Here is a 21,947-nt window from a genome sequence, read left to right as displayed (position 1 = left end):
CCCGCGGTCGAGGGCCGCGATGTGCCCGTCGCGGGCCGGGTAGTAGTTCGAGGTGTCGATGACGACGGCGTCCGCGGGCAGGTCGGTCAGCAGCGGCTTGAGGTCGGGCACCCGGATGAGGGGGACCGAGGTGATGAGGACGTCCACGTCCGCGGCGACCTCGCCCGCGGACACCGCTTGGGCGCCGGTGGCAAGGACATCGGCGGGGATCGTTTGAGGCCCGCGAGAGTTCGCGATCTTGACGTGGTGGCCGTGGGCGCTCAGCCGCGGGGCGAGCACGCTGCCGATGCTGCCGGCTCCCATGATGCCGATCTTCATGAAGTTCTCCTCCTGCGTGATGTGCTGCGTGTCGCTATGCGCTGCGTGTCGTCTGTGTACGGTGCCCTGCGGTTCTTCGTCTTCACGCCCCCACGACCAGGGCGATCAGCGAGAGCCGAAAGAGAATCTGGTTCTGGGCTAGCGCGCAGACGCGAACGGTCGTCAGATACTTGCGGCGTCACCTGAGTCCGGTCATTTGTCGACGCCGGTGATGCGTGGGTCGAGTCCGTACTGGTGGGGCACGCCGAGGTTCGCGCGCAAGGTCTCGCCCGGGTACTCGGTGGGGTAGATGCCACGTTTCTGCAGGATCGGCACGACCTCGTCGACGAAGGCGTCGACGCCGTCCTCGTAGATGTCGGGTGTCACCCAGAAGCCGTCGGCGGCTCCCGCCTCGAACCACTCCTGCAGGTGGTCGGCGTGCAGGTTCCCCGGGCCTACGACCGTGGGGTGGAAGTCGATCACGCCGTGGGCGAGGACGTCGCGGGGGGACCATCCCTGGCGTGCCACCGCGAGAGCGTTCGACGCGCGCGGGTCCATCGGTGAGGCGTGCGCGGAGGCCAGTTGCTCCAGGGTGAGGGGCTCGTCGTACCGGTCGGGGTGGATCTGGATTCCGAGTATTGCGCCGAGGTGGGGCAGGCGGGCCTCGATGACGTCGCCGGCATACCTGAGGCGGCGATCGAGGCCCTCGCGCACGGTCGGTGCGACGGTGGTCATGATGCCGGGGATGTACTTGATCTCGTCGGGGTCGCGGCCGGCTTCGCGTGCCGCGTTGCGCACGAGCTCGCGCTGGGCGCGGGCCTCCTCGATCGTCCACACCTCGGCGATGAAGCCGCTGGCGTAGCGGCCCGCGATCGACAGCAGGTGCGGGCTGGGGCCGCCGGCGGTGAAGACGACGGGCTGGCCCTGTTCCGACGGGGGGATCCCCAGGGGGCCGCGCGAAGCGAGGTACTCGCCTTGCAGGTTGACCGGTCGCAGCTTCGACGGGTCGATGAAGCGGCCTGCTGCCTGGTCCTTGACCCACGCGTCTTCCTCCCAGCTGCCCCAGAGCGCCTGAACGATCTGGATGGCCTCGTGGGCGCGCTGGTAACGCTCGTCGCGGCCGGCGACGGGCCTGCCGTAGTTGGCGGCGACGGCCGGATCGCTTGTCGTGACGGCATTCCAGCCTGCCCGGCCATGGCTCAGCACGTCGAGGGCCTTGAACTGGCGTGCCGTGTTGAACGGCTCTTGGAAGGTCGTCGACCCAGTGGCGACGAAACCGATGTTCGTCGTCTCGCGCGCAACGGCGGACAACTGGATCAGTGGGTCCATGAGGTTGCTGATCGTCGAGTGTTCGACGTCGCTGCGCACGGCAGGGAAGTCGGGGGTGAACAGGAATGTGAACTTGCCGCGCTCGGCAGCCCTGGCATGACGCACGGTGGCGTCGACGTCCGCGTAGGTCCCGGGGTCCACGTGCGGGGCACGCCAGGCGCCGTGCAGGCCACCGTATCCGTCGATCAGCCCCATGCCGAGGATGAGCTGCTTGTTCGTCATGGTCACCGGGCCACCGTCTCGCCCGCGACCGGCGCGACCGGGACCGGACCGTCGGCGGCCGGACTCGGTGTCCGACGGATGAAGAGGGCGCCCACCAGCACGAGCAGACCGATGACCCAGGCAGTCAGGAAGGCGGCGTGTCCGGCCGACGTGGCCTGGTCCGTGCTCAGCACGCCGGCGTCGCGGGCACCGGAACCGATGGTGTAGGCGGAGATGAACACCGCACCGAAGGCGGCACCGGCGAGCTGCTGGATGGTGGCGAAAGCCGCGGAGCCGTGCGGGAAGAGTTCGGTCCGCAGAGCGCCCATCGCCACCGTCGTGAGCGGCGCCCACATCGTGGCCATGGCGCTGGTGAACACCAGCCAGGCGAGGATCAGCGTGACGACGCTCGTGCTCTCGTCGACGCGGCTGAGGAACCACAGGACGGCCAACCAGACGATGGCAGCCGGAATGACCAGCGGGCGCGGTCCGATACGGTCGTACACCCGGCCACTCAGCGTCGCCATGATCGAGATCGCTGCGCCGCCCGGGATCAGGAAGAGGCCCAGCTGAAGGGTGCTCAGGCCGACGACGTTGGTCAGCACCAGCGGGAGCACGACCAGCAGGCCGATCCCGTTGCCCGCGACGAAGACCATCACCAGGATCGGCAGGGTGAACGACCTCTGCAGGAAGATTCGCAGGTCCAGGAACGCGCTGTCGCGACGCTGCAGCGGGATCTGCCGGAGGACGAACGCCAGCAGGCCTGCCAGACCCACCGCGATCGGCAGGTACGGAGGGATCGGGGCGTGCCCGGAGGACGCCTCGCCGAGCAGGGAGAGTCCGTAGACGAGGCCGCCGAACCCGAACGCGGACAGCAGCAGCGACAGCAGGTCCAGGGTCACCGGCTCCGGGGTGGTGATGTTGCGCAGTTTCCACGCCCCCAGCGCCAGGGCGGCGACGGCGATCGGCAGCATCAGAATGAACAGCCAGCGCCAGCTCAGTGCCGACAACACAAGACCGGACAGGGCCGGGCCGAGCGCCGGCGCCACGGACGGGACGGCCGTCGTGATCGCCATCATCCGGCCGCGGCGAGCGGCCGGGACCAGGCTCATGGTCGTGGTCATCAACAGGGGCAGGAAGACGGCGGTGCCGGACGCCTGGATGATCCGGCCGGTCACCAGGACGCCGAACGCCGGCGCGATCGCAGCGAGCGTCGTCCCCACGATGAACAGCGACAACGCGACCAGGAAAATCGTCCGCAGGTGGAACCGCCGCATCACGAAACTGCTGGCCGGGATCAGCACGGCCATGGTCAGCAGAAAGCCGGTCGTGACCCACTGCCCGGTACTGGGGCTGACCCCGAAGTCCGCGATCAGCGTGGGCAGGGCGACGCCCAGGAGCATCTCGTTGAGGAAGACGATGAACGTCGAGACCATCAGGACCCCGATGACCAGGGCGACGCCCGGGGGGAGCCGGTCGCCGGAGGGGACCGCCGATGCCGGAGCGGCGACGTCAAGTTTCGGTGGGGTGCTCATGTGCGTGCTCGCTGTCTCGGGAGGTCGGAAGAGGAAGATCGATCGGTGCGCCGTGCGCGAGTCATCGACGGGCAGGAGTCAGGTCCGGGCCGGACAAGCCGGCGCGCGAAGGACAACCCGGTGGGTCGCGGTCGGGCTCGGGTGATCACCGACCTGCAATCGCCTACGAGGATGGCGCTGCTTCCCGAACAGCCGACGATCTTCGCGGCGATGACCGCAGCGCCCCGTCGCAAAGCCCACATGGGTACGCCGCATCGTCCGCGGTGTCACGCTCTGCGGGCGGCATTGTGGGAGGTTGCTGGTCCGGGCCATGCGACCATCGTGCAACCTTCACATCATGTGAATGTCAACTCTGAGCGACGAGTGGTCACTCACACCCCGTCAACCTTGACATGACTGTAACGTTGCCGAGGAGGTGGTCATGAAGATCGGTGAACTGGCTAAACGCACCGAGGTCCCGACGCGCATGCTGCGCTACTACGAAGAGCAAGGGCTCATCACGCCGCGACGGCAGCAAAACGGCTACCGAGAGTATGACGAATACCTCGTGGATCGCGTGAAGAAGATCCGCGGCCTGCTCGACTCCGGCATCCCCACTCGCATCATCGGCGACATGCTGCCGTGCCTCAACCAGCCGCAGGAGATCGTGGTCGCCGATCCCGACCCTGAGCTGCGCGAGATGCTGGTGCGTGAGCGCGACCGGATGACCGAGCGCATTGGTCTGCTGGAGCACCACTGCCACGCCCTCACTCAATACATCGCGGCCATGGACCGATCCCTCGCTGCGACGACTGCGACCCGCGTACCGAAATGATCCTCGACCCTAGGGTGACCCGAATGACCTTGCTCGATCTCGACCCGGACCAGCTGCTCTCCACCACGCGGGCGGTCCGCAAACGCCTCGACTTCACCCGGCCGGTGCCCGACGACGCGATCCGCGAATGCGTGGCGATGGCCCTGCAGGCGCCGTCCGGATCGAACATCGTGACCATGCGGTTCGTCGTGATCCGCGACGAGGCGAAACGCCGGGCGGTCGGCGACGTCTACCGCGAGGTGTACGCGGGTTACAAGGCCTCACCGGGGTACCCCGGTAAGCCCACCGGTGACGACGCCCGCGACGCGGTACAGCGGCGGGTGGCCAGCTCCGCCGACTACCTCGGCGAGCACATGGGCGACGCGCCGGTACTGGTCCTGGCCTGCAACGAAGCCCCCAACCGGCAGTGGGCGGTCGGTGGCATGAGCAACGTCATCCCGGCCACGTGGAGCTTTATGCTCGCCGCCCGCGCCCGCGCGCTGGGCACCGCATGGACCTCGATGCACCTCGCCCGCGAGCGGGACGTGGCCGACATCCTCGGCCTCGACTACGAAACGGTCGCGCAGGCCGTGCTCACACCGGTGGCGTACACGAAAGGCACGGATTTCCAACCGGCCGGGCGACCCGCCCCGGACGAGGTCATCCGCTGGATCTAGGCGCCCGCACGGCGACCGGGAACGTGGAAACCGGAGCCGCGGCAGTGCGCCCTGACAGTGCTGTCAGGGCGCAGGGTATTTCAGAAGATCGAGTGCAGGACGCGCCTGGACAGGTTGAATGCCAGGCTCTTCTCCAGCCCGCCCAGGGTGAATTAGTCACCCTTGTCACGAAACTCGGCCAGCTGGTCGAGGGCGTCGTTGCTGCCTTCACGTACACCACGTGGTGCTTGCTGTGGTGCAACTCCCAGGTATGCCCCGACATGGCGGGCTCGAGCGCGCCGCAGTCGTGGCCGTGACCCACCCGTCGTCCCTGGGCGGTGCGTGCGCTGTTATCCACACCGAAGGGCGTTGCTGATCGCTAATCCACGCCACCGCACCGCCCTTCGCCAACCCCGCCAGCAATGTCAGCACCTCGCCCCTATCCCTCCCACGGGTGAACCCCAGCCCGGCTCGACGCCGTCACGCTCAAGGAGGGGATCGATGGCGAAGGGGACACGGCCATTCCGAGCGCATCCGCCGCGGCGGATTCATGTCCCAGGCCGCCGCAAGCCAGGCGCGGGACAATACCCTGGCCGACAGCGCCGCCCGGCGTACCGGTGACGGCTGGACCGTCGAACGCTGGCTACGGCATTGGCTCGACACTCGCACCCGGATCCGCCGCAGTCGCCATCCGTTCTCAACCACCTACGGACCACCCTGCGCGCGGCACTGAACCTGGCCGTCCGAGAAGAGCTGATCGACAGCAACCCAGCCCGGCACATCGAAATCCGCGGCTACCAGCGCCCGCACGCACAGGTCTGGACCGAAGGCCGCGTCGAACACTGGGAACTCACCGGCGAACGCCCAGCGGTCGCCGTCTGGACCGCCGCACAGCTCGCCACCTTCCTGGAAACCACCGTCGACGACTCGCTGTTCGCGTTCTGGTGGCTCGCCGCACTACGAGGCCTACGCCGCGGCGAGCTCTGCGGCCTGCGATGGGCGGCCGTCGACCTCGACCGCGGACTGCTGTTCGTCGAACGCCAACGCACCACCGCGACCGCCGCCACGCCGCCGGCAACATTTGCATCGACTCCGGTTACGTGTTCACCCGCAAAGAGGGCGAACCGATCAACCGTAACTACGCCACCACCCGATTCCGCAAACTCACCACCCGCGCCGGACTACCACCGGTCCGGCTCCACGACCTGCGCCACGGCGCCGCGACCCTCGCCCACGAGGCCGGCGCCGACCTGAAGACGCTGCAGGATCTGCTCGGGCACTCCAGCATCGTGGTCACCGCGGATACCTACACCAGCGTGCTCCCCGACAGCCAGCGCCGCTGTGCCGACGCGACCGCCGCCCTCGTCCTGGCCGCGGCCCGGCACACCCGCAAACGAATCAAGGAAAAGGCAGCCAAGAACCGGCCCGCCGACCGCGGCGAAAAACAAAAGCCTTCGGAGAAACGGCCCGCCACCAGGAAACGAAGCCGCAGGTCACGCGCCCACCGCAACCCGATTCGTCACGGAAGTGATGACACCCATGTGGCACCCAACTGACACCCACCGTCCAACAAGGCCGGACAGCAAGAAGGGCCTGACCCGCGTTTCCGCAGTTCAGACCCGTCCAAATCTTGTGCGCCCGAAGGGACTCGAACCCCTAACCTTCTGATCCGTAGTCAGATGCTCTATCCATTGAGCTACGGGCGCTCAGTTGCTCAGCCAGCATACACACCGACTTTTGCGCGGAGACTCCGGGATTCGAACCCGGGAGGGGCTATAAAACCCCAACCGCATTAGCAGTGCGGCGCCATAGACCAGACTAGGCGAAGTCTCCCCGGTGGCCCGGAGGTCACCGAGGCTTGACAATACCGGACCCCCCGGACGCCGCACAAAGAGGCCGCCACTTGCCACGCCGCGGATCTTCTCAACCGGTCGCCAACAGGCGAAACGTCGCTTCAGCGGCTAGGCTGCGTTCGATGGAGGACAACCCTCGCCGGGATGCCCCGCGCGCACGTGATCCGCGGGCGCCTTTCAGCGCGCCCGACCAGTCGCCCTCCGCAGAGGAGCCGGCCGCGCCTGCGGGACGCCGCCGGGCTGCGCCGGCGGTCACTTTCCAACCCCCGCGGCCGGGCCCAGGTGCTGAAGGTCACTCTCCAGAGCCTTCCTTGGGTACGGGTCAAAGCACTCCGAAGCCCGCCCCCGAAGAGCGCAGGACCACCCGAAAGGGGAGCCGGCCCACACCAGCCGCCGGCACCGTCCCGCCTCAGCCCGCCGCTCCCCCCGCCGAGGAGACACCCACGACGACCGGGACGCCCGCGACGAGAGAGGCGCAGACGCCCGCAAAGGCCACTCCCGCGAAAAAGGCGCCGCCGGCCAAGAGGGCAACACCGGTCGACAGGGCAACACCGGTCAAGAAGACCACGCCGGCCGCCAAAGCGACTCCCGCCAAGAAAGCCGCCCTCGCCAAGAAAGCCGCCCCGGTAAAGCAGGTGGAACCGCCGGTACAGGCAGTCGTTGAAGAAACAGTTGAAAAACCAGCAGTCATGGAGGAGCCGGCAGTCCAGGACCTCTGGTCCACCCTGCTGACCACCCCGGCCCAGGCCCCCGAAACCCTCGCCCTGGCCGCAGTCCAAACCCTCGGCCCCAGAGCCAAGACCTGGGCCGCCCAAACCCGCGGCCGCTACCCCCGGGCCACCCCGGACGCCCTGGCCCGCCTGGCCATCCACCGCTTCACCCGCTCGGCAGCCCTCCGCAGCGCCCTCACCGCGAACACCGGCCTGTACACCCCGGTAACCCTCCTGGCCGCGGCCGCTTTGACGCAATCCGAGCTTGTTCTGCACCTCGCTGCCGCGTACGGAATCGATCCGACCGACCGGAACCGCGCGGATGATCTCCTGCGTCTCGCACCCCTGGATCCGCGGCGGCTTGCCGGCGCCGGTGTGACCTGGGCGGCGCTGCGTCTCACCAACCGGGTCTTCCCGGGCACGAGCCTGGTCGCCGCCGTGCTGACCGCGCGTTCTTCCACTGAGGCCCTGGCGATTCGGGCCTCACGTCACTACAGGGAGAGCCAGCTGAGCCAGGAGTCCGGCAGCAGCTGATATCCCACGAACGCGGCGACGTCGAGGATCGTGTGGGCGACGATCAGCGGCATCACGCGTTTGGTCTTGAGGAAGAACAGGGCGAACACCACGCCCATCACGGCGTTGCCGACGAAGGCTCCGAACCCCTGGTAGAGGTGGTAGGAGCCGCGCAGCACCGCCGAGCACGCGATGATCCACACGGTGGACATGCCGTTCTGGCGGAGTCTGGTCATCAGGTATCCGACGACCACGATCTCTTCCAGCACCGCGTTCTCGATCGCGGCGAGGACCAGCACCGGTACGGCCCACCAGTAGGGCTGTAGGCCTGAGGGCACGATCTGCGCGTTCAGGCCTAGTTGCAGTGCGGCGTACACCAGAAGTAGGCCGGGGATGCCGATGCCGGCGGCGAGTCCCGCGCCCCAGCCGATGTCGAAGGCTGGTCTGCGGTAGTCGATGCCGAGGTCGCGGCTCGGTGAGATGCGGTCGCGCATGAGTAGGTAGAGCACCAGGACGACCGGGATCAGCGAGAAGAAGATGCCGAGCAGCTGGTAGGTGAGGTCCAGGTAGGGCCGGGGCGACACGGTCGGGTTGAGCGTGGCGGTCTGCTGGGCGAGGGGGCGGTCCGCCGTGAGCTTGGCGGTGAGCGACACGATGGCGTAGACCGCGGACTGCCCGAGGGACAGCAGCAGGACGATGATGATCTCCGCGGTGTACGCCGGACGGGTGGTCTGCTGTCCTTCTACGGTCACGCGACAACTGTAGGTGCGCCGGTGGGAGCGAGCGACACACCGCTGAGAGTGACGAGTCGCACTTCGGGTGCGTCGTGTTCCCGACTGTGCTGACCACCCTGAATGCATGGGAGACCTCGCGCGCTTGCTCAAGGAGAGCTGGAGTCTCGTCGAGGAGCATCAGGACAAGGTTGCCGGCTATTTCTACGCCCGCATGTTCCTGGCGCGCCCCGACCTGCGAGATCTGTTCCCGGTGCAGATGGATGTGCAGAGGTCCCGGCTGCTGAACGCGATCGTGACCGCCGTGCAGACGCTCGGCGATCCGGAGAAGTTCGACGACTACCTGCGTGCGCTGGGACGGGATCACCGGAAGTTTCACGTGGAACCTGAGCACTACGAGGTCGTGGGTGGGGCGTTGATCGAGTCGATGCGGTCGTTCGCGGGTGAGCAGTGGGGTGTCGAGTACGACCAGGCGTGGGCGGACGCGTACGCGGTGATCGCCTCGAAGATGCTGGCCGGTGCGGAGGCGGACCCGAACCCGCCGTACTGGTACGGCGAGGTGGTCGCGCACGAGCGCCGGGCCCGGGACATCGCGGTCTTCACCGTCCTGCCGATGCAGCCGATGGAGTATCGGGCCGGCCAGTACCTGAGCCTGGAGGCGCCGAGGTATCAGCCTCGGCTCTGGCGCACCTATTCTCCCGCGAACGCACCGCGCCAGGACAACACGGTGGACTTCCACGTCCGCGCGGTCGGAGCGGGCTGGGTGTCCAGCGCCCTGGTCCGCCGCCTCCAGGTGGGCGACATGATCAAGCTGGCCGCGCCGATGGGTTCGATGACCCTGGACCGAAGATCGACCCGGGACGCGGTGTTCGTCGCCGGTGGTACCGGGCTCGCACCGATCAAGTCCCTGCTCGAGGAGCTGACCCGGTACAACCGGACCCGCTGGGTGCACGTCTTCTTCGGCGCGCGGACCCGCGACGACCTTTACGACCTGGCCGATCTGAACCGGCTGGCCGCTCGCTATCCCTGGCTTTCGGTGGTGACCGCGTGCAGCGACGATCCCACGTACCCCGGCGAGCAGGGCAACATCTCCGACGTGGTGGCCCGGTACGGCCCGTGGCAGGAGCACGACTTCTTCGTCTCGGGCTCCGGCAAGATGGTCAAGGGGACCCTGAAGACCCTCGCCGAACTTCAGGTCCCGTCCGTCCGGGTGAAGTACGACAGCTTCAACGACTAGTAATCCCAGGGGCGGCCGGTCTGCTGGTACTGGGCGACCGGGACGAGCTTGGACTCGGCGTTCATCCGGTCCACGTAGAGCCGGCCCTCCAGGTGGTCGATCTCGTGGCTGATCAGCCGGGCGAGGGCCCGCTCGAACGTGGTGACCACCCTGGTCCCGTCGAACCGGGCGTGTTCCACCTCGATCCGCATCGGGCGGGCCACCAGGCCGCGGTAGTCGAAGAACGACAGGCAGCCCTCGTACTGCTCGTCGTATTCGTGGGACTCGCCGACGACCCGGGGGTTGAGCAGGACGACCGGGTCGAGGTCGAGTTCTGGTGGGCGTACGACGGCGGCGGCGACGGGTGTCCCGATCTGCGGTGCGGCCAGGCCGACACCCTTGCTGAACTCGTGCAGATCTTGAAGCCGGCCCAGCGAGGTGAGCAGACGGGTGACGACGTCCCGGGCGGCGGAACCCTCCCGGGGCAGCTGGAAGTGGCGGGCCCGCTGGCGCAGCAGGTCGGATCCGCGCTGGATGATGCCGATGCCCCGCATCCGGTGCGAGGCTCGCGGCAGGGCCGGCTCCGGCGGCCCTATCTCGTCGTAGACCGGAGCGTCCGCGCCGCGGTACCGCCATTCCAGCCGGTACCGGGCGTTGAGCAGGGGCGCGTCGGTTGACCACTCGAAAATGGCTCGACCTCCCTCGATGCGGCGTTCCAGCGGGGTACGGACGGGCACCTCGGCAGCGAGGGACGCCTCCTTGCCCCACACCTGCGGTTCGAAGCTCTGCGGAAGGTTGAGCCGGATGGTCAGCGCTCGCGTCGGCAGCCGGACGGCGCGCTGGAACCACTGACCCCACTTCTCCTCACCGACCGTGTACGCGTACTCGATGCTGGTCCGCTCGCCGGGATAGAGCGGGAACTGGCCGCGGTCGTTGGCGAAGAGCAGCCAGATCTCCTTGGCGGCGTCCCGGTCGAGCTTGACCCGCCACTGCATCGGCTCGGCGGCGGCTCCCTCGCCAGCGACGGCGTAGACGTCCATCTCCTCGAAGGTGAGCGGGTTCTCCCGGTGGTGGCGGTTGGAGCCGGCCGGATCGTGCGGGTACCGGTCGACGGCGATCTTCACCAGGTAGCGGGTGACCGGCTCGACCCCGGCGTTGTAGAGCGCCCGCTGCACCACGCAGCGGTACGCACCGTCGGTGTACCGCAGTTCGGCGATCTCCTGCTCGACGACGAGCCCGGTGCCGGGTGGCAGCCACTGGACCGGCACGGGCGGGTCGCGGTGCAGCGCCGATCCGCGGGCGTGACGGAGTTCGTCGTACTCCTGGAAGCGCTGCCAGATGGCGCCGCCCGCGCTCAGCACGGCTTCGGCCCGGCGTGCGAAGTCCTCGGTGGGCTTGTGCCGGCGGCCTTCGACGTGGCTGACGTAGGAGGGATCGAAGCCCATCCGCGCGGCGAGCTGCTTCTTGGTCATTCCGCGCTCGACCCGCCATTGCGCAAGCGCCGTAACGAACTGGTCTGCGGCCCGTTCAATGGGCGAGGTGGTCATCACGGATGTCCCCTTCGCGACGGCATCCTCAGTGTCGCCGCAGGGAGTGTCCGTAAGGGGCTAGTAGCGCGTTGCCGACAAATGCCTTGACTAACCCGCTCAGGCAACAACGCTACGTAAAGTAATTCTTGCAGAGGGTTATTCGCCCGAAAGATCCCGCAAGGAGATTGGTTAGGCTAGCCTTAACCGGGTACGGTGGGTCGCCTTGGACCCGTTCCGTAAACGCCGGCAAGGAGTAGTGCGGTGACTCAGCGACGAGTGTCGCCGCGGGCAGGCGACCGCCCGTGACGATCACCCTGGAACTCTCGGGTTCCCGCCTGGCTGAGCAGCCGCTGGCTCCGATCAACGCGACGCTGCGGGCCATGTTCGGCACCAGCACCCAGCTGCCCGGCCTCGCACCGGACCTGATGGTGCACGACCCGGCCGCCTGGAAGCCGACGGAGCAGCTCACCGGCGTACATCTCGAAACCCTCCTGAGCTCCGCACGCCGCCGCTGGAACGCTCAGCCGCACGCCGCCGCCGCGCTCGCCTGGAAGGCCTACACCTACTGGCTCACCCTTCCGGCGGTCCTCGGCTGGGCCTCCGCGCGCCGCGTGCCGTTGCTCACCGCCGGCGACACCCTGATGCACTTCGACGACCCTCGCCCACTGCTCACCATCGGTGTGCGCCCGGACATCCCGGTCGCCGTCCTGCCGAGTGACCCTCTCGCGCTGAGCGGCCTGCCCCAGGTCCGCGTCGTCGCCGACGAGGAAGCGCTGCTGGGCGAATTCCGCCGGTCGCTGCTGGACGAACACCTGAGCCCGCTGCTCGACGCCATCCACGACCGGGTCCGCCTGGGCAAGCGCACGCTGCTGGGTTCGCTCGCCTCCGGCATCGCCTACGGCGTCCTGCGCTCCGCCGACGCCCTGCCCGGCTCCTCCGCCGCGAGCATCGACCGGCTCCTCGGCACGCTCGGCGTCCGCGATCTCATCGAGCTGGTCGCCGGCCCGCAGGGCAAGCTCGACGTGCAGCGCAAGACCTGCTGCCTGGCTTTCACTCTGCCGCAGCCCAAGGTCTGCCCCGGCTGCTGCATCAAAACCCCTTAGACGTACGGGACACGCACAGTCCCCGGAGTCCCGGCCGGCGCCGTCGTGGTCCGGCCGATCACCCCGCTGCCGGGCGAGATGATGGGTCCGGCACCGCCGGTCCTCGCAGCCGGCCTTCAGGACTTACTGTCGGCGACCAGCGCTGCTTCGGGGTCGTCGACGATCGCGCCGACGTCCCACAGCCAGACGCCGCCGGTCCACGTGGGCCGGAAGCCGAGCAGCTCGGACATCGTGCGCAGCATCTCGATGTCGCGCGGCTGCGGGGTCAGGACCACCGCGCCGGCGTTCCAGAAGCGCAGGTCGGCGAGGGTCATCTCGCGCCGCGCGTCGGTGACCTCCGGAATCGGGTTGCCCTGGCGGATCGAGGCGATCAGGCCGCTGGTGGGCCGCCACGGCGGCGAGAAGATCGCGGTGCGGTCGGCCGGGTTCTGCGGGTTCTGGTTCGGCAGCAGGGCGTACGCGCCGGCGATGCGCATGTCGTGCCCGGTATACGCCGTCCAGCGCAGCGGGTCCGGATAGCTGCTGTCCGGCAGCGGCAGCGCGACGACGGTGTGGTTGTCGTCGACATACTGACGCCAGGCGCCCGAGGTGACGAACTCGGGAACCGGGTCCATCGCGACCGTCTGCAGCGGCGTCGGCGCGAGCGGGACCAGCGCCATCGCGACCGCGGTGATCATCGCGACGCGGACCGGGCCGCGGGCGTGCGGCTGCGACTTGATCAGGTCGGCGGCGCGCTGGCAGCCGAGCGCGAGCACGATCCCGACCATCGGCGCGATCGCCATCGCCCACCGTGTCGGTACGGCCGAGTCGAGCACCGGAATGCTGTGCATGATCGCCCAGATGCCCGGGACGCCGGTGTTGATCCCGTTGAGGTAAATACGCGGTCCGAGCGACATCGCGGCGAAGAAGATCGCGATCGCGCCGACCGTGACCACCGTCGCGGACCGCCGCATCCAGAGGACCAGGCCGAGGAAGAGGATGACCAGGCCCCAGCCGAAGAAGGCGTTCTCCTCCGCCGGGTTCTGCGAGAGCGTCGATGCCACGGCACTGTTACCCGCCACGGACCGGCTCGCGTAAGCGGTGAACGAACCGAGGTCGGCACCGAAGTTGCGGACGAACTCGGCCAGGCCCTGATAGCTCTGCGGACCGAAGAACTGGACGCTCAGCGGGTAGGCGAGGGCGGCCAGCGTCGCGGCCGCGGTGACGCTCAGGCCCCGGAGGAAAGCGGTGATCTCGCCGCGGTGCGCCCGGCGGCGGACCAGCGCCATGACCACGCAGTAGATGCCGACACCCACAGCGGTCATGAAGAGGATCTCGAGGTTGATGAACGCCTGCCAGATCAGCAGCCCGGCCAGGAGAAGGCCGTTGCGCAGCGCCCGGCGCGGCACCCGCAGCTCCATCGTGCGCCAGATGATCAGCGGGACGAGGAACTGCGAGACGATGTTCGGGTGGCCGCCGGCGTGGGACACCATGCTCGGGGCGAACGTGCAGAAGAGCGCTCCGACCCAGGCCGCCAGCTTGGAGGCGACGAAGCGCCGGGAGAGCACCAAATACCACGAAGTCCCGGTTAATGCCAATGCGCCGGTGAGAAATACGTTGAACGACACATGAGGACCGAACAGAAGAGTGATCGGCGTCAGTGGCAACGAAACAGCCAACACTGAGGTGTTGGCCATCATGTTCACCCCGTCGGGGTAATTCAGGCGGTCCGAGAAGAACGGATAGACGCCATCAGTGAGCACTCGCGCACCGTGCGCCAGCATCCACTCGAAGAAAGCTTGATCCTGCGGATCATCGCGCAGTTCATGATCAAGATTGAGCCACAACGGTGCTGTGACGAAGAACGCGACAGCGACGAAAGTGGAGATCGCCACGACGTCGCGCCATGTGAGCGCACGCCACCACGAGCGGTGTCGAACAGGCTGTATTGCCTGCTCATCACCACTTTCCTCAACCGGCGCGAGCACCGCCGGAGAGACCGGCTTGACCCCGCCGCCCAGGGCGATCAGCTCCGCGTCCAGGTCGTCGGCGGCGGTCACTTGGCGGGGCGGGAGAACGTTCTCGCCGGTTGACTGGCCTGTCGAGTCAAAACCCGTAATCGTCATAGCATCGGCGAGCCTAACCGAGGTTCTCAAGAACCCAGCGGTGAGCGCCCGAGGCGTGATAGAGCCGATATGTACGCGTGTTTTCAGCGTGTCCCGGAGAAGGTGTCCATCAGGTGGACATGAAGTGGGTAACCCATCCGAGTACCCGACCCGGCTATGTCTCAATCAGGCCAAAAAATCGGCGGCGCCGGGTGCTCAACTTTCGGATAGGGGCTTCAGATGGTTAACTTCACCGGTCCCGCTGCAACTCAGATCGGCAAGATGAGGGAACCTCACCTATGGCAGACATCACTGGAGACCAGCGGATCCAGTCCGAAGTGCTCGAAGGCCTTGCCACGGCCGTGAACCACCGCAGGTGGTTCGTCGAGCTCGCGCTCCCATACCTCGGGGACAACCCCATCGAGATCGGCAGCGGCCTCGGTGACTACGCGGTGGAGTGGTCCGAGCACCTTCCGCGCTTCACCGCGACCGAGGCAGACCCGGACCGGCTGGTGCTCCTCAAGGAGCGCATGGCCGACCACCCCAACATCGACGTGAAGCAGATGCTCCTGCCCTCGCCCGAGGCGAACGGGGAGTACAGCGCCGCGGTGTCGTACAACGTCCTTGAGCACATCGAGGACCACGTGGGTGCGCTGAGCAGCATGAAAGACCTGGTGCGCCCCGGCGGCCGGGTCATCATCATCGTGCCGGCGTTCATGTTCGCCATGAGCCAGGTCGACATCGCCACCGGCCACATCCGGCGCTACACGAAGAAGACACTCTCCGCCGCGTTCATCGAGGCGGGCCTGGAGATTGAGAAGATCCACTACGCGAACGCGCTGGGTCTGATCGGTTACTACGGCGCCACGAGCATCTTCAAGCTGGCACCCAAAGAGGGCCCGATGGTCAAGGTCTACGACAGCCTGGTGCTGCCGGTGACCAAGGCCGCCGAGCGCGTGGTGAAGCCGCCGTTCGGCCAGTCGGTGTTCTGCGTCGCGCGTACTCCGCGCTGACCCTCACCCCGTCAGCCCCTCACCCCGTCAGCCCCTCACCCCCGTCAGGCTCCTCACCTCTTCAGCACCTCACCCTTTTCCGCAGACAAGGCCGCCGGCATCCCGGCGGCCTTCGCTGTCTCCGGGTGTGAGCACACCGGCTGGCTCCCGGTGCTGTCTCAACGGCCGCGAGGCAGCACTGGGCGCCAGCCGGTCACGCCGGGCTGGCGGCCAGCCGGTCACGCCGGGCTGGCGGCCAGCCGGTCACGCCGGGCTGGGCGCCAGGTGGTCAGCCGCGGACCTGGAAGGTGGGGCGGATCGTGGCGCGGGCCAGGGTGTGGAAGGCGAGGTTGAAGCCGACGTAGGCCGGCGAGGCGTCCGGGGTCACCTCGAGGCGGTCGACGTCGATCGCGTGGACCGCGAAGACGTACCGGTGGGGGCGGTCACCGGGCGGCGGCGCGGAACCGCCGTAGTTGCGCTCGCCGTAGTCGTTGCGGACGCAGAAGGCGCCCTCCGGCAGCGGGTCGACGCCCCGGCCCAACTCGGTGACCGTGGCGGGCAGGTTGACCAGCACCCAGTGCCAGAACCCGCTCCCGGTCGGCGCGTCCGGGTCGAAGCAGGTGACCACGAACCCTCGCGTCTCGCCGGGGAACCCCGACCAGGACAGCTGCGGCGAGAGGTTCTTCCCGCCGACGCTGGTGTGCACGAAGAGCTCGTCGAGCGGCTGCCCGTCCGTCGCGTCCGCGCTGGTCACCGTGAAGGACGGGACCGGCGGCAGCAGATCGTACGGGTCGGGAGCCTGGGCACGGTCAAGACTCATGAAGGCCTCCGGCGGCGTGGGAACAGGCATGGCGGGCAACCGTTTACGTTTTCCCCCGATGGGCAGAGACTAACCGCCTGATATGACCGGCGCCTTTCGCCCGCATTGCGCCGTGCCGTCACTCGAAGGGGTAAACGCACAGGTGGTCCGCATGCACAGCGGCCTCGTCGGTAATGCTTCTGTCAGACATCCGACCGGGTGTGTGCGGCAGAGATCCCCGCGCCTGGTTGCGATCGGTCGCCGTACCGGCGATCAGCGAGTGGGCACCCGCCTTGCGGCGGGTGCCTACTGCTGTCCGGCCTCACAAGGGGTCATACAGACCTCCACGGCGCCGAGCGCCATACGTCGGTATCAGAATCGTCGTGTCCGGCATGCGCGCCGCCGCGAGCTACAGACGCGCCACCCGCAGGCCGCGGTAGAGCTTGCGATAGACGACGCCCGTCCGGTGATTTCCCGCGTCGATCATCATGCCGCGGCCCATGTAGATGCCCACGTGACCGGGACCGATCACAAGGTCACCCGGCCGGGCGTTGGCCCGGGAGACGGTCCTGGCCCTGCGGGCCTGTTCGCCGGACGAGTGCGGCAGGCGCAGGCCGGCCCGGGCGTACGCCCGCTTGGTGAAGCCCGAGCAGTCGAAGCCACCAGGCCCGTCGCCACCGCGCACGTAACGCTTGCCGACCTGAGAACGGGCGAAAGCGATCACCGCGTTCATGCTCCGGCCGGGGTTGGCGCGCAGGCGGCGCACCGCTGTGGTCCGGGTGCTTGTGCGTACGGCGAGAGCGCCCCGCCTCGACACAGTCGTCCGCCTCTGCTGAACGACGACCCGCCGCTGGGCGTGAGCCTCGCGAGCCGCGAAGCGGGCTGCGGAACGCTCACCCGCCCGGGTAGCGGGCCGCTCGGCCACCCGAGCAGCGGGACCGGCCCCCCGAGCGGCGGAACGCTCGGTGACCCGTGACGCGGAACGCTCACCGATCCGGCCGGACGGCCGCTCAGCGATCCGACCCGCTGGCCGCTCGACGAACCGACCCGCCGATCGCTCGGCGACCCGGGCCGCCGGGCCGGTGTTGAGCCGGATCGGCCGCCGTGACGCGGGTGCCGCCATCGGGCTCTGCCGGAGGGCGACGCGAGCGGCCATCCGCCGCGGAACCGAGCGGGACGCCCGCTGTTCGGCCGTCAGCCGCTCCTCGAGGCCCGCACGCAGCGGAATCTCCCATTTCTGCTGCCGAAGCGGATCGTCCGCCGCGGAGCTAGCGCGAAGCTGTCGTTCCTGGATCTCCTCGCGCAGCGGGAGAACAGGAAGTTCCGGTGTGGCCGGCAGTGCCTGCGGTGGCGCGATGACGGCCTCCGCAGCGTGCTCGACCGGGTCCAGGGCCGGTGCGATGACGGCCAGCGCAAGAGCGCCGGCGGTCAACGCGCGGCGCGTCGACGTACCGTGCAGTGTTGCCTCCGAAATAGGCCCGGGGCACTCACGCGAATCCCATCCATGCGTGGACGATGTTGCCTGCCACGCTTTTGCCGCCTCGAGGGTGGGCAATGGGAACCCGGACAAAGAACCGTGCTTATTCCGTGGACCATGCCAACACACGATCGAATGCGACGTGGGCTGATTCAGATAATTGATCCCCCGATCTCAAAAAGGTAAACGCGACGGTCACCGAACCGGTGGAAGCGTGAGGCGTACGCCCGGAGTGGACATCGAGCCGTGCACGGACACCTCGGTGAGCTGCGCATCCGTCGGTACGTCGAACGGCAGGACGCCCGCGATGCTGCTGCCCGGCGCGATCTCGTTCAGCAGCGTCTCGTTGCGATCGTTGAGAAACACCGCGGCCTGGTCGGCGACCGCGTACGCTACGCCGTTGGTGTCGTAGACCCGCTGCGCGCCACTGTCGAACAACTCGGGCTCACCACTGGTGTTCTTCACGGTGACGTCCAGAAGGCAGAATTGTCCGGTGGCCCGCTGCTCGAGACCCTCCGGGCCGACCGACTCCACACCGCACCGCAGTTCGCCGATCGACAGCTCGAAGTTGCCGGCCATCGCCCCGCCGGAGAGCTGAGCCGCCGTCACCGGAAGGCGGTCGGCGGTCGCCACTCCCCAGACGCCGAAACTGATCAGGGCGAGCGCCGTGACGACCCCGCCGGCGATCCAGATTCGCGTCTTCCAGCGCAGCGACCGGTCCTCCCGGCTCTCGTCGAACGGCGTGACGGCCCGGGTGGGCGCGGAACGGTGCGGTGCGTACGTCACGGAGTCCCCCAGAAGACGGATACGGCGCACGACCGGAACCCGGCCGCACTGTCCGTCCATGCTGGGTTCGCCATGGCTCGACACGTCCGCGACTCGCCGCATACTTGAACTTATCGGGCATATACCCCCACACTCGTTCACCCGTAAGAGTGAGCCTTTTTCAACGCGGCAAGGGCCTCGGTCGCCGGCGCCGGACAACGGCCCGGCAGCCTCAGGCCCGATGCCAGGTTGAAAATTGCTCAGTGATCAGCGGACCAGAAGGATCTTTCCGAGGTGATCGCTCGACTCCATCAGACGATGCGCGTCGGCCGCCTCGGCCAGCGGAAACGTGGTATGGATGACCGGCTTCACGAGCCCCGCGGCGACAAGCGGCCACACCTGATCACGAACACCGGCGACGATCCGGGCCTTGTCAGCCACCGGACGGGCCCGCAACGAGGTCGACGAGATCCGCCCCCGCTTCGCCATCAGCTTGCCGAGACCCAGCTCACCCTTACGCCCGCCCTGCATCCCGATGACCGTGATCCGGCCCTCGACAGCCAGCACGTCGATGTTGCGATCCAGATACTTCGCGCCGACGATGTCGAGCACCACGTCAGCGCCCTTGCCGTCGGTGTAGTCGTGCACAGCCCGTACAAAATCATGGTTTTGATAGTCGATCGTCAGCTCCGCACCGAGCGCGCGCAGCCGCTCATGCTTCTCGGCACGGGCCGTGACCAGCACAGACGCGCCCAGCGCCGCACCGAGCTGGATCGCGAACGTGCCGATCCCACTGCCGCCGCCATGCACCAGCAACGTCTGTCCCGACCGCAGCCGATCCCGATCCACCACGTTGGACCACACCGTGCACGCCACCTCGGGCAACGCCGCCGACTCGACAAGCGACAACCCGGCAGGCACCGGCAGCAACTGCCCGGCAGGCACCACCACCCGCTCGGCATAACCACCGCCCGCGAGCAGCGCACACACCCGCTCACCCACGTGATGACCGCTCACACCCGGCCCGATCGCACTGATCACCCCGGAACACTCCAGACCGGGATAATCAGGCGCACCCGGCGGCGGCGGATAAAGCCCCTGCCGCTGCATCACATCGGCCCGGTTGACCGCCGTCGCGGTCACCTCGACCACAACCTGCCCCTCAGCGGCCTCAGGATCCGGCACCTCGGCCCACACCAGCTGCTTGTCCTCGATCACGATCGCGCGCATGGGAAGGACTCTGCCCCACCGGTACGACAAGAAACTCGGACGGATGGCAGACTGGAGCGGCACTACGGGAGGGCTCGCCTAGTGGCCGATGGCGCCGGTCTTGAAAACCGGTATGGGGAAACTCATCGTGGGTTCGAATCCCACGCCCTCCGCTCGATCGTGAGCAGCAAAAACCCCTGTTGACCTGCGCGAACGCAGGCCAACAGGGGTTGTTTGTGCTAGCTCCAGAGTCTCACTCAGTCTCACCGGATACCGCTCGATCTCGCTCGTCGCGACCATGGTGCGACCACGAGCGTCGGGACGTGCCGTTCAAGCGGCTTCGTCGTCGATCCTGTTCAGGGCGTTCTCGATGCGCCGACGGGCCGCCTCATCTTGGCCCTCGATGCACTTCGCGTAAACCTTCAACAGGACGTGGACGCTGTGTCCGGCCCACTCTGCGACCTGGGTGGCCGGCACGCCCTCGTTGAGCCATAGCGAGACTGCGGCGTGCCGCAGGTCGTACGGTCGCTTGGCGAGCGGTGTTCGCTGCTGTGCCAGCGTCAAGCCGGCCTTCCGCGCGGCTCGCCACACCCGAGAGTAGGTCTCCTTCGACACCGGGCCACTGCCATATCCCTGGGTGACGAACAGCCGGCCGCCAAGGGCGTTCCCGTGGGCGGCGATGTGCCATCGAAGCGCCCGCACCAGCTGCGGCGCGGCCGGTACCGGGCGGACAGCGGCCTTTGCTCGATGCTTCAGCTCTCGGTCTTCACGTACCGCCGTACTGTCGTCGCCCCAGCCTTGCCCGACGTGCTGAGTCGAACCGGACAGCCGGAGCATCCCCCATCCCTCCTCAGGTAGCTCGCAGTCCTCGATCCGCAGATGCAAGGCCTCAGCAGGCCGGAGAGCGGCGTAATAGAGCAGGGCGAATAACGCCACTAGGCGCGGGTGCCGGTCAGCAACCACCGTGAGCAGCTTGAGCGCCTGGGCAGGGTTGACGACGGAACGGCGGTCGATCTCGTCGTCAGACTTCGGCGTCACCCACTGCACGTGGTCCATCGGGTGAGCTGCGAGTAGCCGCAGCTCGACTGCGTACCGAAGTGCCCCGTAAAAGACGGCACGCTTGCGGGCAATCGTCGTTGCAGCGGCTTGCCTGCCGTCCAACCGCAGCGAAAGGGCATCGAGCGCCTTACGCACCAACGCGGCATCTTCCAGGTCATTCAGGTTGACCGTGTTGCGGGCAAGCCACTGGACTGTGGGTGCCAGATCTTCCGGCGGCGGGCCGGCGTCACGACGTGCTTTGTTGAACGTCCAGGCATAGAGCGCCCGCCGGATATCCCGCTCTGGCGGTGCTCCGCGCGTGGCGGCAAGCAGTGCAACCGTCACGTTCGACAATGCCTCGGCGATGCTCATGCGTTGCTTGCCAGCGGCGCGCGGCCACTTCATATCGACGAACGCAACCGCGTGGTCGTACCAGGAGCGGGTGTTGCGTTCACGCGCCATCGGCTCAGACAGGCCAGACGCCTCATCGAAGGCAATGCCTTCCCGTTGTGCGGTCACCAGCTTCGCGCGGAAGCTTTCGGCGAGCGCCTTGGTCTGGAAGCGGTCGCTGAAGACCTTGCCCGCAACGACCCAGCGGAGTCGATACGTGCTCTTTGCCTTGCCGGTCTTCCGGTCCTTTCCCTTGTGCTCTTGGATGCTCCAGATCTTGACGTCGTAGGTGCTCACGCGGCTTGTGGCTCCTCTCGGGCGGACAGCCAGGACTCAAACTCGGAGCGACGGATGCGGATTTGGCGGTTGGGCATCTTGTAGTGGCGTGGTGCTAGACCGATGGCCTTCCAGCGGAAGAACGTCGATCGCGGCACGACCATCAGGTCTAGGAATTCGTCCAGGGTGAGAAAGTCGCGGGCCAACGGGTTCCGGCCTCCCTTGGCAGGTGACATGCAGCGGCTTACCGAACTCGGGAGCGAGGACGTGTCCATTGCGGACGGCGCATCGCGCGTACTGGCGCTTGCGCCGCCGTGAGAGCCACACAGAGCTGCGATCGTGATTGCCCCGGTATAGACGGATACGTCAGGGCTCTCTGGTTTCCTGAGGACCTTGGTTCCGGGTACCGATCGGCGGGGTGGTGTGGTGACCAGATCCGGCTGACAGAACT

Annotated in this window: 19 protein-coding genes, 3 tRNA genes and 1 pseudogene; 8 read left to right on the top strand and 15 right to left on the bottom strand. The window is 67.7% G+C overall.

From position 1 onward, the window contains the following. The 3 genes and pseudogenes from ACFQV6_RS10770 to ACFQV6_RS10760 form a co-directional block, all read right to left on the bottom strand. Positions 1-351 (bottom strand): annotated as a pseudogene (locus tag ACFQV6_RS10770) (NADPH-dependent F420 reductase); the annotation flags it as partial. Positions 352-510: 159 nt separating this feature from the next. Then, positions 511-1,848 carry an NtaA/DmoA family FMN-dependent monooxygenase gene (locus tag ACFQV6_RS10765; RefSeq protein ID WP_378027250.1) on the bottom strand — a complete coding sequence of 446 codons (1,338 nt, stop codon included), beginning with the start codon at positions 1,846-1,848 and terminating at the stop codon, positions 511-513. A 2-nt stretch (positions 1,849-1,850) separates the two neighbouring features. Then, positions 1,851-3,362 (bottom strand): DHA2 family efflux MFS transporter permease subunit, encoded by a 1,512-nt coding sequence (locus ACFQV6_RS10760; RefSeq protein ID WP_378027234.1) that lies wholly within the window; start codon positions 3,360-3,362, stop codon positions 1,851-1,853. 421 nt (positions 3,363-3,783) lie between these two features. Here ACFQV6_RS10760 and ACFQV6_RS10755 point away from each other — a divergent pair, with 421 nt between their 5' ends. Together ACFQV6_RS10755 and ACFQV6_RS10750 are read left to right on the top strand one after the other, a co-directional pair. Then, a complete protein-coding gene (locus ACFQV6_RS10755) occupies positions 3,784-4,176 on the top strand; it encodes a MerR family transcriptional regulator (protein WP_378027233.1) in 393 nt (130 codons plus the stop codon). A gap of 23 nt (positions 4,177-4,199) precedes the next feature. Next, positions 4,200-4,832, top strand: coding sequence for a nitroreductase family protein (locus ACFQV6_RS10750; RefSeq protein WP_378027232.1), 633 nt, complete (start codon positions 4,200-4,202; stop codon positions 4,830-4,832). Here the strand turns inward: ACFQV6_RS10750 and ACFQV6_RS10745 are convergent. Beyond that, a complete protein-coding gene (locus ACFQV6_RS10745) occupies positions 4,816-5,094 on the bottom strand; it encodes a hypothetical protein (RefSeq protein WP_378027249.1) in 279 nt (92 codons plus the stop codon). The genes ACFQV6_RS10750 and ACFQV6_RS10745 overlap by 17 nt on opposite strands. Before the next feature lie 817 nt (positions 5,095-5,911). On the opposite strand from ACFQV6_RS10745, the gene ACFQV6_RS10740 reads away from it, so the two are divergent. Next, positions 5,912-6,367: a tyrosine-type recombinase/integrase gene (locus tag ACFQV6_RS10740; RefSeq protein ID WP_378027231.1), complete on the top strand. Its 456-nt coding sequence runs from the start codon at positions 5,912-5,914 to the stop codon at positions 6,365-6,367. Between the two features lie 77 nt (positions 6,368-6,444). Here ACFQV6_RS10740 and ACFQV6_RS10735 read toward each other — a convergent pair. After that, positions 6,445-6,517 (bottom strand) — tRNA-Arg (locus ACFQV6_RS10735). 36 nt (positions 6,518-6,553) lie between these two features. Continuing rightward, positions 6,554-6,644, bottom strand: a tRNA-Ser gene (locus ACFQV6_RS10730). A 709-nt stretch (positions 6,645-7,353) separates the two neighbouring features. On the opposite strand from ACFQV6_RS10730, the gene ACFQV6_RS10725 reads away from it, so the two are divergent. Next, positions 7,354-7,908 carry a hypothetical protein gene (locus ACFQV6_RS10725; RefSeq protein WP_378027230.1) on the top strand — a complete coding sequence of 185 codons (555 nt, stop codon included), beginning with the start codon at positions 7,354-7,356 and terminating at the stop codon, positions 7,906-7,908. On the opposite strand, the gene ACFQV6_RS10720 is transcribed toward ACFQV6_RS10725, so the two are convergent. Continuing rightward, complete coding sequence (locus ACFQV6_RS10720; RefSeq protein ID WP_378027229.1) at positions 7,866-8,639, bottom strand: CPBP family intramembrane glutamic endopeptidase; 774 nt, start codon at positions 8,637-8,639, stop codon at positions 7,866-7,868. The two genes, ACFQV6_RS10725 and ACFQV6_RS10720, sit on opposite strands and share 43 nt — an antisense overlap. 106 nt (positions 8,640-8,745) lie before the next feature. Here ACFQV6_RS10720 and ACFQV6_RS10715 point away from each other — a divergent pair, with 106 nt between their 5' ends. Next, positions 8,746-9,855 (top strand): globin domain-containing protein, encoded by a 1,110-nt coding sequence (locus tag ACFQV6_RS10715; RefSeq protein WP_378027228.1) that lies wholly within the window; start codon positions 8,746-8,748, stop codon positions 9,853-9,855. Here ACFQV6_RS10715 and ACFQV6_RS10710 read toward each other — a convergent pair. Then, on the bottom strand, positions 9,852-11,381 hold the full coding sequence (locus ACFQV6_RS10710; protein WP_378027227.1) for a peptide deformylase: 1,530 nt from the start codon (positions 11,379-11,381) through the stop codon (positions 9,852-9,854). The genes ACFQV6_RS10715 and ACFQV6_RS10710 overlap by 4 nt on opposite strands. A gap of 362 nt (positions 11,382-11,743) precedes the next feature. On the opposite strand from ACFQV6_RS10710, the gene ACFQV6_RS10705 reads away from it, so the two are divergent. Further along, positions 11,744-12,466: a hypothetical protein gene (locus ACFQV6_RS10705; protein ID WP_378027248.1), complete on the top strand. Its 723-nt coding sequence runs from the start codon at positions 11,744-11,746 to the stop codon at positions 12,464-12,466. 116 nt (positions 12,467-12,582) lie between these two features. On the opposite strand, the gene ACFQV6_RS10700 is transcribed toward ACFQV6_RS10705, so the two are convergent. Further along, the gene (locus tag ACFQV6_RS10700) at positions 12,583-14,571 is read right to left on the bottom strand and encodes a hypothetical protein (RefSeq protein WP_378027226.1); all 1,989 of its coding nucleotides are present in this window, start codon (positions 14,569-14,571) and stop codon (positions 12,583-12,585) included. A 278-nt stretch (positions 14,572-14,849) separates the two neighbouring features. Here ACFQV6_RS10700 and ACFQV6_RS10695 point away from each other — a divergent pair, with 278 nt between their 5' ends. Then, positions 14,850-15,563, top strand: coding sequence for a class I SAM-dependent methyltransferase (locus ACFQV6_RS10695; RefSeq protein WP_378027225.1), 714 nt, complete (start codon positions 14,850-14,852; stop codon positions 15,561-15,563). A 268-nt stretch (positions 15,564-15,831) separates the two neighbouring features. Here the strand turns inward: ACFQV6_RS10695 and ACFQV6_RS10690 are convergent, their stop codons facing one another. The 4 genes from ACFQV6_RS10690 to ACFQV6_RS10675 all read right to left on the bottom strand — a co-directional run bounded on the left by ACFQV6_RS10690 (position 15,832) and on the right by ACFQV6_RS10675 (position 19,813). Next, positions 15,832-16,362 (bottom strand): YbhB/YbcL family Raf kinase inhibitor-like protein, encoded by a 531-nt coding sequence (locus ACFQV6_RS10690; protein ID WP_378027224.1) that lies wholly within the window; start codon positions 16,360-16,362, stop codon positions 15,832-15,834. 388 nt (positions 16,363-16,750) lie between these two features. Continuing rightward, positions 16,751-17,773, bottom strand: a complete 1,023-nt coding sequence (locus ACFQV6_RS10685; RefSeq protein ID WP_378027223.1) for a C40 family peptidase — start codon at positions 17,771-17,773, stop codon at positions 16,751-16,753. Between the two features lie 240 nt (positions 17,774-18,013). Continuing rightward, positions 18,014-18,604: a DUF4352 domain-containing protein gene (locus tag ACFQV6_RS10680; protein ID WP_378027222.1), complete on the bottom strand. Its 591-nt coding sequence runs from the start codon at positions 18,602-18,604 to the stop codon at positions 18,014-18,016. Between the two features lie 246 nt (positions 18,605-18,850). Beyond that, positions 18,851-19,813, bottom strand: coding sequence for an NAD(P)H-quinone oxidoreductase (locus ACFQV6_RS10675; RefSeq protein ID WP_378027221.1), 963 nt, complete (start codon positions 19,811-19,813; stop codon positions 18,851-18,853). 67 nt (positions 19,814-19,880) lie between these two features. Between ACFQV6_RS10675 and ACFQV6_RS10670 the strand changes: the two genes are divergently transcribed. Next, positions 19,881-19,965: transfer RNA gene (locus tag ACFQV6_RS10670), tRNA-Ser, on the top strand. Between the two features lie 157 nt (positions 19,966-20,122). Here the strand turns inward: ACFQV6_RS10670 and ACFQV6_RS10665 are convergent. Then, positions 20,123-21,517 carry a tyrosine-type recombinase/integrase gene (locus tag ACFQV6_RS10665; protein WP_378027220.1) on the bottom strand — a complete coding sequence of 465 codons (1,395 nt, stop codon included), beginning with the start codon at positions 21,515-21,517 and terminating at the stop codon, positions 20,123-20,125. Next, positions 21,514-21,702 carry a helix-turn-helix transcriptional regulator gene (locus ACFQV6_RS10660; protein WP_378027219.1) on the bottom strand — a complete coding sequence of 63 codons (189 nt, stop codon included), beginning with the start codon at positions 21,700-21,702 and terminating at the stop codon, positions 21,514-21,516. The genes ACFQV6_RS10665 and ACFQV6_RS10660 overlap by 4 nt, the downstream gene beginning before the upstream one ends. Between the last annotated feature and the right edge of the window lie 245 nt (positions 21,703-21,947).

This window comes from Actinoplanes sp. GCM10030250 (assembly GCF_042666575.1).
GTDB lineage: Bacteria > Actinomycetota > Actinomycetes > Mycobacteriales > Micromonosporaceae > Actinoplanes.
This window is presented reverse-complemented; position numbering and strand designations above follow the sequence as displayed.